At 67.4% G+C, this 13,906-nt stretch carries 10 protein-coding genes and 1 pseudogene; 10 read left to right on the top strand and 1 reads right to left on the bottom strand.

Translation table 11 applies throughout. From position 1 onward, the window contains the following. Window positions 1-14: 14 nt before the first annotated feature. A pseudogene (locus tag ACFO3Q_RS01540) lies at window positions 15-1,136 on the bottom strand (PilT/PilU family type 4a pilus ATPase). 103 nt (window positions 1,137-1,239) lie between these two features. Here ACFO3Q_RS01540 and ACFO3Q_RS01535 point away from each other — a divergent pair. The 10 genes from ACFO3Q_RS01535 (at window position 1,240) to ACFO3Q_RS01490 (ending at window position 13,905) form a co-directional block, all read left to right on the top strand. Then, window positions 1,240-1,617, top strand: a complete 378-nt coding sequence (locus ACFO3Q_RS01535; RefSeq protein WP_377002820.1) for a DUF4398 domain-containing protein — start codon at window positions 1,240-1,242, stop codon at window positions 1,615-1,617. Continuing rightward, window positions 1,614-2,240 (top strand): hypothetical protein, encoded by a 627-nt coding sequence (locus tag ACFO3Q_RS01530; protein WP_377002819.1) that lies wholly within the window; start codon window positions 1,614-1,616, stop codon window positions 2,238-2,240. Before ACFO3Q_RS01535 ends, ACFO3Q_RS01530 begins: the two co-directional genes overlap by 4 nt. 277 nt (window positions 2,241-2,517) lie before the next feature. Beyond that, window positions 2,518-2,739 (top strand): YdcH family protein, encoded by a 222-nt coding sequence (locus ACFO3Q_RS01525; protein ID WP_377002818.1) that lies wholly within the window; start codon window positions 2,518-2,520, stop codon window positions 2,737-2,739. A 174-nt stretch (window positions 2,740-2,913) separates the two neighbouring features. Beyond that, window positions 2,914-4,284, top strand: coding sequence for a pyridoxal-phosphate dependent enzyme (locus ACFO3Q_RS01520; RefSeq protein ID WP_377002817.1), 1,371 nt, complete (start codon window positions 2,914-2,916; stop codon window positions 4,282-4,284). A 42-nt stretch (window positions 4,285-4,326) separates the two neighbouring features. After that, window positions 4,327-5,496 (top strand): trans-sulfuration enzyme family protein, encoded by a 1,170-nt coding sequence (locus tag ACFO3Q_RS01515; protein ID WP_377002815.1) that lies wholly within the window; start codon window positions 4,327-4,329, stop codon window positions 5,494-5,496. 2 nt (window positions 5,497-5,498) lie between these two features. After that, window positions 5,499-6,332, top strand: a complete 834-nt coding sequence (locus ACFO3Q_RS01510) for an ABC transporter permease (RefSeq protein WP_377002993.1) — start codon at window positions 5,499-5,501, stop codon at window positions 6,330-6,332. After that, window positions 6,322-7,671 (top strand): ABC transporter ATP-binding protein, encoded by a 1,350-nt coding sequence (locus ACFO3Q_RS01505; protein WP_377002814.1) that lies wholly within the window; start codon window positions 6,322-6,324, stop codon window positions 7,669-7,671. Before ACFO3Q_RS01510 ends, ACFO3Q_RS01505 begins: the two co-directional genes overlap by 11 nt. Further along, on the top strand, window positions 7,668-9,344 hold the full coding sequence (locus tag ACFO3Q_RS01500; protein WP_377002813.1) for a class I SAM-dependent methyltransferase: 1,677 nt from the start codon (window positions 7,668-7,670) through the stop codon (window positions 9,342-9,344). Before ACFO3Q_RS01505 ends, ACFO3Q_RS01500 begins: the two co-directional genes overlap by 4 nt. Next, window positions 9,329-11,599 (top strand): glycosyltransferase family 2 protein, encoded by a 2,271-nt coding sequence (locus tag ACFO3Q_RS01495; RefSeq protein WP_377002811.1) that lies wholly within the window; start codon window positions 9,329-9,331, stop codon window positions 11,597-11,599. Before ACFO3Q_RS01500 ends, ACFO3Q_RS01495 begins: the two co-directional genes overlap by 16 nt. Next, entirely contained in the window at window positions 11,596-13,905 is a 2,310-nt protein-coding gene (locus tag ACFO3Q_RS01490; protein WP_377002810.1) for a glycosyltransferase family 2 protein, read from the top strand. The genes ACFO3Q_RS01495 and ACFO3Q_RS01490 overlap by 4 nt, the downstream gene beginning before the upstream one ends. Window position 13,906 lies beyond the last annotated feature (1 nt).

Here is a 13,906-nt window from a genome sequence, read left to right as displayed (position 1 = left end):
CGTCGCCGCGGCGCTCAGTACTGCAGCTGGTTCTCGCCGTTGAAGACGTCGGCGTAGGGGTCCTCCTCGCCCGAGGCACCCTCGGTGAGGCGGATCTTGAGCGACAGGCCGTCGCGCGAGTCGGCCTTGCGCAGCGCCTCCTCCAGTTCGATCTTGCCTTCCTTGTAGAGCCGGAACAGCGACTGGTCGAAGGTATGCATGCCTTCCTCCAGCGACTTGTCCATGGCGTCCTTGATCTCGTGGATTTGGCCGCGGCGGATCAGGTCGCGGATCAGCGGCGTGTTCACCAGGATCTCGGTGGCCGGCAGCCGCTTGCCGTTCTTGCCCTCGACCAGGCGCAGGCTGATCACCGCCTTGAGGTTCAGCGCCAGGTTCATCAGGACGTTCTTGTGCGCCGACTCCGGGAAGAAGTTGAGGATGCGCTCGAGCGTCTGGTCGGCGTTGTTCGAGTGCAGTGTCGCCAGGCACAGGTGGCCGGTCTCGGCGAAGGCGATCGCCGACTCCATCGTCGTCGAGTCCAGGATCTCGCCGATCAGGATGACGTCCGGCGCCTCGCGCATCGCGTTCTTCAGCGCGTTGTGGAAGGCGTGGGTGTCGAGGCCGACCTCGCGCTGGTTGACCAGCGACTTCTTGTGCTTGTGCAGGTACTCGATCGGGTCCTCGATGGTGAGGATGTGCCCGGTCTACGTGCTGTTGCGGTGGTCGACCATCGACGCCAGCGTCGTGGACTTGCCCGAGCCGGTGGAACCGACGACCAGCACCAGGCCGCGCGGCTCGTTGACGATGTCCTTCAGGATCGGCGGCAGCTTGAGCTGCTCGATGGTCGGGATCTCGTACTTGATCGCGCGGATCACCATGCCCACTTCGCCGCGCTGCTTGAACACGTTGACGCGGAAGCGCCCGGCGTCCTTCACCGCGATGGCCATGTTGAACTCGAGCTCGCGCTCGAACACCGGCACCTGCCCCTCGTCCATCAGCGAGTAGGCGATCTTCTTGACCATCCCGGGCGGGAGCCCGGTGCTCCCGAGGGGGTAGAGCTTGCCCTCGACCTTGATGTACACCGGCGCGCCCGTGGACAGGAACATGTCCGACGCGTTCTTTTCCGTCATCAGCTTCAGGAAGTAGCCGATGTCCATGCGCACGATCCCCTTGAGGCGGCCGTGCCGCTCGTCATTGCAAGGGCAGGGCTGCGTTCCCACAATAGCCGCGGAATGTCCACGCGGACGCTGAGTGGTTTTTATGACAGTTCCCAAGTTAAAAATCCATCGCGCCGCCGGGCTTTGTGCGCTGCTGCTCGCTTCCTGCGCGACGGTGCCGCCACCCGCGGCGGAGCTCTCCGCGGCGCAGGCCGCGCTGGCCTCGGCGACGCGCGCCGACGCCGACCAGTACGCCCCGCAGGCGCTGGCCGAAGCGCGCGAACGGCTGGCGCTCGCCCAGGAGGCCGAAGCCGCCCGTCGCTATGCCGATGCGCGTCAGCGCGCACTCGAAGCGGAGGCCTCCGCCGATCTCGCCCGGGCCCAGGCCCGTCTCGCCACCGCGCGGGCCGACGTCGCCGCGCGCACGCGCGAGAACGAAGGCCTGCGCCAGCGCCTCCTCGATGCGGAGCGTGACCGATGACCCATCTGAAGCCGCTTTTCCTCGCCGTCGCCCTCGTCTTCGTCGCGGACGTGGCCAGCGCGCAGGCCTCGCGCCGTCCGGCGGCGCAGCAGCCCGCCGTCGAGAACGAGGTCGCCGCGCTGAAGCGGAGCCTGCGCGAACTGGACGACGATCCGTCGCTGGCCGACCTGGGGGCGGTGGAGCGCTACCGCGCGCACCAGGCGGTGGACGCGGCGGCGGCCGCGTCCGCACGCGATCGCGAGCACGCGCTGTACCTCGCCGAGACCCGCGTGCGCATCGCGCGGACGGAGGCCGAAGCGGAGCTCGCGCGGCGCCAGGTGGCCCAGCTGGAGCGCGAGCGCGACCGGATCGTGCTGCAGGCCACGCGTGCGGAGGCCGAGCGGGCGCGGCGCGAGGCCGAGTACCTGCGCCTGCGCAGCCTCGCCCAGCAGGAAGAGGCCGAGCGGCTGCGCCAGCTCGCCGAGGAGGACCAGACCGCCCTCGGCGAGGCCACCCGCCGTGCCGAGGCGGCGCGGCGCGAGGCGGCGCAGGCGCGTCGCCTGGCGGAGGCCAGGCAGCGCGAGGCCGAACTCGCGCGGCGCGAGGCGGAGCTCGCCGCGGGTCTCGACGCGGACGAGGACTGAGCCGGGCGGCGCGGGCGACGGTCCGCGCCAGGTCCGTGTTTCATGTTCTCAACCGACTGATAAACAAGGAATTTTCATTCTTTCGTGCCGGCGTCGTTTCACGGCGCCTTGCGGTTGCGGACCCCGGAAGGGCGGAGTAGGGTCGAGTTCCAGGCCCCCTGCCTGGCCGCGGGTTCGCGGCGGACGCGACTGCCGTCTCCGGCCGTCCCGGGCGGCAGGGCGGGCGCCGCCCCCGTGGATCCCCCGATGTCATGTCCATGACCGAAGGAGGTCTTCCATGTTCGACGCCCAGTCCCCGGCAGAGTTGGATGCGATCCTGAAGAGCGACGGAGAGATCCGCGCGCTGTACCAGCGGCACCAGGAACTCGACAGGCAGGTCATCGACGCCGAGCTCGGCGTCAAGCCGGTGGACGACACCACCCTCGCACGGTTGAAGAGGGAGAAACTGCGCGCCAAGGACAGGCTGACCCGCCTCTGCGGCTCAGCCGCCGGCTCCTGACGCCGCCGCTCCGGCACGCGCCGCGCAGCGTCCACTCGGGCCGCTGCGCGGACGTGGCAGTGCAGCCCGGCGGCGCCCGGACCGCAGGCCGGTCGCCCCGGTTTTGCTAGACTTTCCGGCTCCGCCGCCGGGGTCCAGGACCGCCGCGGCGCCCCGCATCCCGGCAAGGTCGACATGGCAGTCCATCAGAGCGTTCTCGAACTCATCGGCGAGACGCCCATCGTCAAGGCGCAGCGCCTGGACACGGGCGTGTGCGAGCTCTACCTCAAGCTCGAGAGCGCGAACCCCGGCGGGTCGATCAAGGACCGCATCGGGCTGTCGATGATCGAGGCGGCCGAAGCCGCCGGGAAGATCAGGCCCGGCGACACCCTGGTCGAGGGGACGGCGGGCAACACCGGCCTCGGACTCGCCCTGGTCGCGCAGCAGAAGGGGTACCGGTTGGTGCTGGTGGTCCCGGACAAGATGAGCCGGGAGAAGATCTTCAACCTCAAGGCCATGGGCGCCGAGGTGGTGCTGACCCGCTCCGACGTGGGCAAGGGGCATCCGGAGTACTACCAGGACCTCGCCGAGAAGATCGCGCGCGAGCTTCCGAACGCCTACTTCATCAACCAGTTCGGCAACCCCGACAACCCGCGTGCGCACGAGGAGGGCACGGGCCCCGAGATCCTGCGCCAGATGGCCGACGGCGTGGATGCCGTGGTCTTCGGCTGCGGCTCGTCCGGCACCATGACCGGCCTGTCGCGGCACTTCGCGAAGGCCGCGCCGCACGTCGAGCTGGTGCTGGCGGACCCGGTCGGCTCCATCCTCACCCAGTACATCAACGAGGGCACGCTCTCGGACAAGTCCGGCAGCTGGATGGTGGAGGGCATCGGCGAGGACTTCCTGCCGACGATCTCCGACTTCAGCCGGGTGAAGAAGGCCTACGCCATCGGCGACCGCGAGAGCTTCTTCACCGCCCGGGAACTGCTGCGCAGCGAAGGCATCCTCGGCGGGTCGTCCTCGGGCACCATCGTCGCGGCCGCGCTGCGCTACTGCCGCGAGCAGACGACACCCAAGAAGGTGCTGGCCTTCGTCTGCGACACCGGCAACAAGTACCTGTCGAAGATGTACAACGACTACTGGATGCTGGACAACGGCTTCCTGGAGCGCGAGACCCACGGCGACCTGCGCGACCTCATCCTCCGGCCCTACAGCCAGAAGGACACGGTGGTGGTGGCACCGACCGACGCGCTCACCGTCGCCTACCAGCGCATGAAGCTCTACGACGTCAGCCAGCTCCCGGTGATGGAGGGCGAACGCATCGTCGGCATCGTCGACGAGTCCGACATCCTGCTGCACGTGTACGGCGACGAGTCCCGCTTCCGCGAGCCGGTCTCCACCGCCATGGTCTCCAAGCTCGACAAGCTCGACGTCAAGTCCCCGGTCGAATCCCTGCTCCCGGTCTTCGACCGCGGCCAGGTGGCCATCGTCATGGACGGCGACCGCTTCCTCGGCCTCATCACCCGCATCGACCTGCTGAACTACCTGCGGCGACGGGTACAGTAGCGCCTCCGCATCGCGGTCCCCCTCCTCCCCCTTCACATCGCCATGCCGACATCTTCCCGTTCCCTCGGACTGGGCACCCGTGCCATCCATGCCGGGCAGTCGCCCGATCCGAGCACCGGCGCCGTGATGACGCCGATCTACGCCACCAGCACCTACGTCCAACGCAGTCCTGGCGAGCACCAGGGCTTCGAATACTCGCGTTCGCACAATCCGACGCGCTTCGCCTACGAGCGTTGCGTCGCCGACCTCGAGGGTGGAAGCCGCGGCTACGCCTTCGCGTCCGGCCTCGCCGCGAGTTCGACGATCCTCGAACTGCTCGATACGGGCAGCCACGTGATCGCCATGGACGACCTGTATGGCGGCAGCTACCGTCTGTTCGAGCGGGTGCGCCGGCGCAGCGCCGGACTCGACTTCAGCTTTGTGGACCTTGCCGACCCCGAGGGGTTCGAAGCCGCAGTTACGCCGAAGACGCGCATGGTCTGGATCGAGACGCCGACCAACCCGATGCTCAAGCTCGTGGACATCGCGGCGGTCGCCGAGCGGGCGCGCAGGCGCGGGTTGATCGTGGTGGTGGACAACACGTTCGCGTCGCCGATGCTGCAGCGTCCGCTGGAGCTGGGCGCCCACATCGTCGTGCACTCGGCGACGAAATACCTCAACGGGCACTCCGACATCGTCGGAGGCATGGCCGTCGTCGGCGACGACGCCGAGCTTGCGGAGCAGATGGCATTCCTGCAGAACTCCGTCGGCGGTGTGCAGGGGCCTTTCGACAGCTTCCTCGCTCTGCGCGGGCTCAAGACCCTGCACCTGCGGATGCGGGCGCATTGCGAGAACGCACTCGAGCTTGCGCGGTGGCTGGAGACGCATCCGGCGATCGAGCGGGTGATCTATCCGGGTCTTGCGTCCCACCCGCAGCACGAGCTGGCGAAGCGGCAGATGGTCGGAGGCTTCGGCGGCATCGTCAGCATCGTGCTCAAGGAAGGCTTCGAGGCCGCCAAGCGGATGCTCGAGCGCTGTGAGCTGTTCGCGCTCGCCGAGTCGCTCGGTGGCGTCGAGAGCCTCGTGAACCATCCGGCGGTCATGACCCATGCCTCGGTACCAGCGGAGCGGCGCGAGGCGCTGGGCATCGTTGGCGGCCTGGTGAGGTTGAGCGTAGGCGTGGAGGAGCTGAGCGATCAGCGCGCGGATCTTCTACGCGCCTTGGAAGCATGACCATGCACTCGAGTTCGCTGTCTCCACCGGTGCTCACCCTGAGCGGCCCGTTCAATGCCTGGCTCAAACACCGCTCTCTGACGATCGAACTCGCTCGGCGCGACGTACTCGGCCGATACCGTGGTGCCAGTTTCGGGCTGCTGTGGTCGCTGATCAGCCCGTTCTTCATGTTGATCGTCTACACGGTCGCGTTCGGATACATCCTGCGCGCACGCTGGCCTGGAACCACTGGCGATACCGCCGATTTCGCGATGCTGCTCTTCATGGGACTGATCGTGCACGGCTTCTTCGCCGAGTGCCTGACCCGCGCGCCTGCATTGATCGTGGGAAACGCGAATCTGGTCAAGAAGATCGTGTTCCCACTCGACGTGCTGCCATGGACGGTCGTGCTGTCGGCGTTGTTCCACGCGTTCGCCAACGTGCTGGTGTTTGTCCTGCTCAACATGATGCTGCGCGGCGAGATCCACGCGACGGTGCTGCTATGGCCGCTGGTGCTCGTGCCGCTGGCGTTCGTGGCGCTCGGCGTGATCTGGCTCCTGTCTTCGTTGAGCGTCTTCCTGCGCGATATCGGGCAGGTAACGGGCGTTCTTGCGACTGCGCTGCTGTTCCTTTCCTCGGCGATCATCCCCGTCGAAACGTTGCCGGAGGGCTATCAGGTGGTCTTCCGGTTGAATCCGTTGACCTTCATCATCGACCAGGCGCGCGAGGTCGCGTTCTGGGGCCGCCTGCCCGACTGGCAGGGGCTCGGGTTGTATCTGCTTGGCGCGGTCGGATTCGCCTACTTCGGGTTCGCCGTTTTCCAGAAGACGCGCAGGGGATTCGCGGATGTCCTCTGAGACGGCAGAAGCGCACGACGACTGGATCATCGACGCCTCGGGTCTGGGGAAGTGCTACCACGTTTACGACCGGCCGTCGCACCGGTTGCTCCAGGGGCTGTTCGGAGATCGCAGGCGTTACTATCGCGAGTTCTGGGCGCTGCGCGGCGTCGATCTCCAGGTGCGGCGTGGCGAAACGCTGGGCATTATCGGGCGCAACGGGTCGGGCAAGTCCACATTGCTTCAGCTGATCGCCGGCACGCTCGCGCCGACCGAAGGGGTCATCCGCGTGCGTGGCCGCATCGCGGCACTGCTCGAACTGGGCAGCGGCTTCAACCCGGATTTCACCGGGCGCGAGAACATATATCTCAACGCCGCCATCCTTGGGCTGTCCTCGGAGGAGGTCCAGTCGCGGCTGGAGGCGATCCTGGCGTTCGCCGACATCGGCGAGTTCATCGACCAGCCCATCCGGAACTACTCCAGCGGCATGGTGATGCGGTTGGCGTTCGCCGTGATGGCGCACGTCGACGCCGACGTGCTCATCATCGACGAGGCGCTGGCGGTGGGCGATGCCTTCTTTACCCAGAAGTGCATGCGCTTCCTGCGCGAGTTCAAGGCGCGGGGGACCCTGCTGTTCGTCAGCCACGACGATGCCTCGGTGAGCGGTCTGTGCGACCGCGCGCTCTGGCTGGACGGCGGCGCGCCACAGGCGTATGGCCCCTCGCGCGACGTGGTTCAGATGTATCTGGAATCCGTCATCGCTGCACGTCAGGGCGAAGCGGGCATGCGCATCGCGGATGGCGGTGGTCAGGCGGCCAAGCGCGAGCGCCACGACATGCGCCGGGACTGGGTCAATCGAAGCAGCCTGCGCAACGACATCGAGGTGGTGCCGTTCGATCCGGGGACCACGGGCTTCGGCGAGATGCGTGCGCGCATCGGCGACGTTTCGCTGCGCGATGTGTCCGGCCGCGAACTCGCATGGTGCGTGGGCGGGGAATCGGTGAGGCTTGAGGTCGAGGTCATCGCCGATGGCCCGGTGCTTCGGCCCATCGTCGGCTTTTACCTCAAGGACCGGCTGGGTCAGTTGTTGTTCGGCGACAACACCTATGTCAGCACGCTGGGCGACCATGTCGATGCCGCCCCCGGCGAGCGGCTGCGGGCGACGTTCGAATTCGAGATGCCGCGCCTCAAGGCCGGCGATTACTTCATCACCATCGGTGTGGCCGATGGCGGCAGAGACGACCACGCGATCCAGCACTGGGTGCACGAGGCTATCGCGCTGAAGTCTACTTGCCAGTCTTGGTCGATCGGCATTCTTGGCCTGCCGATGGCGCGCATTGCCCTGGAGAAGGTTCCATGAGTAGGGAGTTCCGGCTCGAAGCGCACCCCGTGGTGCTGCAGAAGCCTCGTGTCGTAGAGCCCCATTCCTGGGTCGGCCATATTCCCTTCGCGTACCTGGTGGTGGACCTTGTTCGACCGAGTACGCTGGTCGAGCTGGGCACGCACTCAGGCAATTCCTATCTGGCGTTCTGCCAGGCAGTGGAGCGGCTCGGTCTCGCCACGCGCTGCGTGGCGGTGGACTCGTGGCGAGGGGACGACCACGCGCAGCGCTACGGAGAGGGCGTGTACGCGACGCTCAGCGCTTATCACGATCCGCGCTACGGTCGCTTCTCCACCCTGAGCAGGAAGTTCTTCGACGAAGCGGTGGACGACTTCGCCGTGGGCTCGATCGATCTCTTGCACATCGACGGGCTGCATACGTATGAAGCGGTGAAGCACGATTTCGAGACCTGGTTGCCCAAGCTCAGCGATCGTGCGGTGGTGCTGCTTCACGACAGCGCGGTGACGGAGCGCGGCTTCGGTGTCGGGCGGTTCCTGGAAGAGCTGTCCGCGCGCTACCGGACCTTCGAGTTCAAGCACAGCAACGGCCTTGGCGTGGTTTTCGTCGGCGAGCATCGGCCGGAGCGCCTGGTGGCGTTCGCGGATGCGCTGGAGACCGACCCGCAGCTCGGCGCCTTTCTGGCCGCTCTCGCGCCGCGCCCGGAGGAGACGGCCGACGCCGGCGTGGCTGGAGAGGCATTCGAAGACGTGCGCGTCTACTTCGGAAAGACGGGCTCCGACTATGTCGAGACCAGGCAGAGCTGCGCGAGTCGAGACCTGGCCGCTGGCCCGGCGGTCGTGCGCCTGCCTCTGGACCCGTCAGGCGCGTTCTCCCGGATTCGAATCGATCCCGCCGAACGCCCCGGCATCTTCGGCATCGCGCGATGTTCCCTGCTTGCCGACGACGGCGCAGTGCTACGCGAGATCGACGCTCTGGAGCGTCGCGTGCTGTCGGTGGGCGGTGTCTCGCTGCCGCCGGCCGCACCGAATTGGGTCCGGTGGGGTTCGTTGGGTGCAGATCCGTTCGTCGAGCTGGATCTGACCGATGCTCTGGCCGACCTTCCGCGGCTGCCCGCGGCGCTGGAGGTGGCGCTCGACTACGAGGCCATCGTCACCGGGGCGGACGGCGCCCGTGTACTGGAGGCGATCGGCGATTCGCTGTCGGAAGGCCTGCAGCGCAGGCAACACCTGCAGCACATCGAGAACCTGCTCACGGCAGTGCTGGCCGAGCTGCGCGAGGCAGCGGCCGGGGCGGGCCTGGGAGCAGCCACGCTACAGCAGCATGTCGCCACCGCGCTGTCCGAGCTGCGGGAGCTGGTGGCCATGGTCCGTGCCGATTCGGCCAGTCTGGCCGCATTGCGCAGCGGGCAGGACGAGTCGCTGATGGCGATGGACGCCCTCCACGAACGCTTGTCCGCTACCTCGCGCGAGGTCGAGCAGGTCGCCGGTGCCATGCCCGGTCTGCGGGACGCCATCGCCACACTGCAGCACGCAGCCAACGGCGCCGCGCAGCACGCCCTCGACCGCGCGGGACGCGACGAGGCGCTGGCATCCGATGTCGTCGCGCGCCTGCAGACGCTGCAGCAAGTCATGCAGGACGTCTCGGTGCGCGTCCAGGCGCTGCAGGAGCGGCGCTGGTGGAAATCGCAGTGACTCTGTCCGACCCCGGTCCGTCGGCAATGCCACCGCCGTTCGCTCCCCAAGGCACCGTCCAGCTCGATCGCTGCGGCGCGAACGAGTGGACCTGTCTGGGCGAGGATCCGCAGTTCCTCTACCGGTTGGAACCGCCACTCCCGGCCGGCTGGTATCGGTTGCGCGCGACGTTGCGCGCGACCCAGGGCCGCGTGCTCGACCCTTGCGTGTACGTCGACCAGGGGCAAGGCTTTGCCGAGGATCTCCGTATGCCCCTGCGCTACGATCCGAAGGCCGGTCTCCTTGACGCGATCGTGCGTTTCGATCGCGAGGTCCGCGGACTGCGGTTCGACCCCTCGACGACGGTCTGCTGCTTCGTGTTCGACGGCCTGTGCTGCGACCGCCTCGGTGAGGCAGAGGCGGCATGGCTGATGGCGCGCGCGTTGATGCGCAACGGCGCTCGCGACGTGACGCGCCTGGGCGAGGGCTTGCGGACGTCGCGGCGCGACGGCGACTCTGCGGCCGCGCTGGAACTCGTCTGGAGCGAGTATCGAGGGGACACTGCGGCGCAGGATGACGCGGCCTATCTGGACTGGATCCGGACGCAGGAGTGTCCGGCGGTGGTACGTAGCCCTGCCTCAGCGGCGGCGGCGGCAGCAGGTGAACCGATGTTCAGCGTCGTGCTGCTGCCGGAAGGCGACAGCTCGACGCGCGACGCTTGCCTCGAAGCACTGCTCGCGCAGTCCTACCCGTACTTCGAGATCCTCGTTCCCAAGGGCATGGCCCGGCTTGGCGGGCCTGGCGGGCCGAGCGTGCGCGAGTTCGACGACGGCGATGCCGGCTTCTGTCCGGGAGCGAAGGCCGCGCGCGGCCGTTACCTGACCTGGATCGCCGGCGGAGAGCGGATGCCAGCCCATGCGCTCGCCTGGGTGGCGCAGGCGCTCGAGGCTCGGCCCGGTGCGGTGCTTCTCTACACCGACGAGGACTTCTTGGCGGCAGGCGACATCCGTCGCTGGCCGTACTTCAAGCCCGCATGGGATCCTGACCTGCAGGCGCAGCATGATTACGTTGGACCATCGTCGTTCCTGTCGCGCGAGTGGCTGGCTCGCTGGATCCACGCGGCACCGCCCTCCCGGGCCTGGCGTTACGCCGCGATCATGGCCGCTGGCGCCGAGGCGGGCCCGGACGGCGTGCTGCACCTGCCCGTCGTCGCCCGCCACCACCTCGATCCTCCGGGCGAGCCTGCGGCCCCGTTGGATGCGTTCGCTGCCCTCGACGACATGGGGGACGCACTGACCGCGTACCTCGCTCGGACGGCACCGGAGGTCGAGGCGCTCGCGCCTGGCGTGGGGCGCCCGGCACGTGTGCGCCATCCGCTGCCGAGCGGCGTGCGCTGCGACATCGTCATTCCGACCCGCGACCGCGTGGACCTGCTGTCGGTCTGCGTCGACAGCATCCTGACGCTCACCGAGGGCGTGGATTACCGGATCACGATCGTCGATAACGGCTCGGCGGAGCCGGCGACGCACGCCTATTTCGCGCGCCTGCAGGACGACGCGCGGGTGCGGGTCCTGGCCTACGACGCGCCGTTCAACTATTCGGCGATCAACAACTTCGCGGTACGGGAGTGCGACGGCGACATCGTCGTGCTGCTCAACAACGACATCGAGGTCGTCGACGCCGACTGGCTGCGTGAGCTGGCATCGCAGGCCTGCAGGCCGGGGATCGGGGCGGTGGGCGCGCGGCTGCTGTATCCGGATCGGACCCTGCAGCACGCCGGCGTGATCCTCGGAGTGAAAGGCGTCGCCGCACACCCCTACACGCGACGTGGTCGCATGCATCCTGGCCAGTTCGGGCGGGCTCTGGCCGTGCAGTCGATGTCCGCTGTCACGGCCGCCTGCCTGGCTGTACGCCGCAGAACCTTCGACGAGGTTGGCGGGCTCGACGAATCCCTGGCTGTGGCGTTCAACGATGTCGATTTCTGCCTGCGCCTCGTGCGCGCGGGTCACCGCAACCTCTGGACGCCTTACGCGGAACTGATCCACCACGAATCCGCGAGCCGGGGGTATGAGGACGATCCCGTGAAGCAGGCGCGGTTCGCATCCGAGGTCGAGACGATGCAGCGTCGTTGGGGCCTTGCTCTGGAGCGGGATCCCGCATACAGCCCGAACCTCTCCCTGAGCGGCCGGGCATTCACCATCGATCCGCTGCGCGAAGCTGATTTCACCCCCAGAACCGCGGCGCTCCCGTTGCTGAGTCTCAAGGAGGAGTCATGAACGATCCTATGTCCTTCACGCTGCAGCCGCTCAATCAGGTCGAACCCGTCGGGGCCGCTGGAGAGCGATCGCAACGTTGGCGCGCGACGGGCAACGACCCTTCGTTCGACGTCGAGCTGACGACCGGTCCGCTTGTCGGTGGCTGGTACGAGATCGAGCTGCGGATCAAGGTGTTCCGTGGGCGCATCCACGCTCCGGCGCTGTACCCGGACTACGCGCGCGGCTTCGTGATCGAGGCAGAGCGGCAGGTGCTGCCGCTTTCGGATGCGCGGCAGGGCTCGCATGCCGTCTCGCGACTGGTGCGGTTCACCGCGGATGTCACCCGCCTGCGCTTCGACCCCAGCCTGATTCCCTGCGAGTTCGAGATCGAGGCGTTCACGTTGCGGCGGCTGAGCCGCGCCGAGGCCGCCCGCTGCATGTTCGGCCAAGTGATGGCTTCCCGCGAGGGGATGGGCAAGCTGCGCTTCGCCGCGTCGACCTTGGTCGACCTCCTGCGCGGTGGGCCGAGGCGGATGGCCGACCGGCTCTACCACAAGTACGCCGCTTATGCCGGCGGCAACGACGTGTCCGACTACGAGGTCTGGGTGGACTTCTACGACGACTGCTCGCCAGAGGGAATCGCGCAGGCCCTGACAGCCATGCCGCCGCTGGAGCAGACACCCAGTTTCTCCATCGTGGTGCCCACCTACAACACCGACGAGCGCTGGTTGCGCGCCTGCTTCGACAGCGTGATCGCGCAGACCTATCCCTACTGGGAACTCTGCATCGCCGACGACGCCTCCACGGACCCGGCAGTCTGGCGGACGATCGAGCAGTATGTGGCGGCCGACAGCCGCATCCGCGCGATCAGGCGCGAGACCAATGGCCATATCGCGGCGGCCTCCAACAGTGCGCTGGCGCTGGCCACCGGCGACTACGTCGCCCTGCTTGACCATGACGACACGCTCCACCCGCTGGCGCTGCAGTACTGTGCGCTGGCACTGCAGCAGAACCCCTCCTGGCGGATGCTGTTCACCGACGAGGACAAGATCGACGCCGCGGGGCGCCGTTCCGACCCGTACTTCAAGTCGGACTGGAATCCCGATCTGTTCCTGTCGCAGAACTGCGTCTGCCACCTCGGCGTCTACGCGCGCGACCTGGTGACCGAGATCGGTGGTTTCCGGCAGGGCTACGATGGCGCGCAGGACTGGGACCTGACGCTGCGGGCAGTCGAGCGGCTGCGCGCCGATGAGATCGGCCACGTACCGCGAGTGCTCTACCACTGGCGCATGATCGAAGGCTCGACGGCGCTGGCCCCGGGCGAGAAGAACTACGCCCACCTCGCGGCGCTGCGGGCGATCCAGGACCATTTCGACCGCACCGGGACGCGGGCGAAGGTCAAGGAGATGGCGGGCTACAGCGGCTACTACCACATAGTGCACGAGATCCCCGATCCCGCGCCGCTGGTCAGCATTCTTATTCCGACGCGCGACCGCGCGGACCTGCTGAAACAGTGCATCGACTCGATTCAGAAGCTGACCGACTACCCGGCTTTCGAGATATTGGTGATCGACAACGGCTCGCGTGAACGCGAGACCTTCGACTACTTCGCCTCGTTGGAGAGCGTGAGCAATGTTCGCGTCTTGCGCGACGACAGCCCGTTCAACTACTCGGCGATCAACAACCGTGGTGCGCGTGAAGCCAAGGGCGAAGTCATCGCGCTGCTCAACAACGATATCGAGGCGATCCACCCGGAGTGGCTGTCGGAAATGGTCTCGCATGCGCTCAGGCCGGAGATCGGAGTCGTGGGCTGCATGCTCTATTACCCCAACGACACCATCCAGCACGCGGGCACCATCCTGGGTGTCGGCGGAGTCGCCGGGCACGCCTACGTCGGCATGCCCCGTGGTTATCCTGGCGACAAACATCGCGCCGGCCTGGCCCAGAACCTGAGCGCCGTGACCGCGGCATGCGCGGTGGTGCGCCGAGAAGTCTTCGAGCAGGTCGGTGGGCTGGACGAGGGCTTGGTCGTGGCCTTCAACGACGTCGACTTCTGCCTGCGGGTGCGCGAGGCCGGCTACCGCAACCTTTGGACGCCGTTCGCCGAGCTTTACCACCACGAGTCCGCCTCGCGCGGCTACGAGAATACTCCCGAGAAGATCGAGCGGTTCAAGCGCGAGGAGCGGTTCATGCAGAGCCGTTGGGGCAGGAAGCTGGAGATGGACCCGTACTACAACGTCAACTTCAGCCTCAACACCGCGCCGTTCACGCTCGCGTATCCGCCCCGTGAAACGTCGTGGGTTGCGCGCACAGCGGAAGGATGCTGAA

It is taken from the genome of Coralloluteibacterium thermophilum, from assembly GCF_042654365.1.
Classification (GTDB): domain Bacteria; phylum Pseudomonadota; class Gammaproteobacteria; order Xanthomonadales; family Xanthomonadaceae; genus Coralloluteibacterium; species Coralloluteibacterium thermophilum.
This window is presented reverse-complemented; position numbering and strand designations above follow the sequence as displayed.

Coding starts and splice junctions, on each gene's coding strand:
- ACFO3Q_RS01535 (WP_377002820.1), top strand. CDS start 1,240: ATGACAGTTCCCAAGTTAAAAATCCATCGCGCCGCCGGGCTTTGTGCG.
- ACFO3Q_RS01530 (WP_377002819.1), top strand. CDS start 1,614: ATGACCCATCTGAAGCCGCTTTTCCTCGCCGTCGCCCTCGTCTTCGTC.
- ACFO3Q_RS01525 (WP_377002818.1), top strand. CDS start 2,518: ATGTTCGACGCCCAGTCCCCGGCAGAGTTGGATGCGATCCTGAAGAGC.
- ACFO3Q_RS01520 (WP_377002817.1), top strand. CDS start 2,914: ATGGCAGTCCATCAGAGCGTTCTCGAACTCATCGGCGAGACGCCCATC.
- ACFO3Q_RS01515 (WP_377002815.1), top strand. CDS start 4,327: ATGCCGACATCTTCCCGTTCCCTCGGACTGGGCACCCGTGCCATCCAT.
- ACFO3Q_RS01510 (WP_377002993.1), top strand. CDS start 5,499: ATGCACTCGAGTTCGCTGTCTCCACCGGTGCTCACCCTGAGCGGCCCG.
- ACFO3Q_RS01505 (WP_377002814.1), top strand. CDS start 6,322: ATGTCCTCTGAGACGGCAGAAGCGCACGACGACTGGATCATCGACGCC.
- ACFO3Q_RS01500 (WP_377002813.1), top strand. CDS start 7,668: ATGAGTAGGGAGTTCCGGCTCGAAGCGCACCCCGTGGTGCTGCAGAAG.
- ACFO3Q_RS01490 (WP_377002810.1), top strand. CDS start 11,596: ATGAACGATCCTATGTCCTTCACGCTGCAGCCGCTCAATCAGGTCGAA.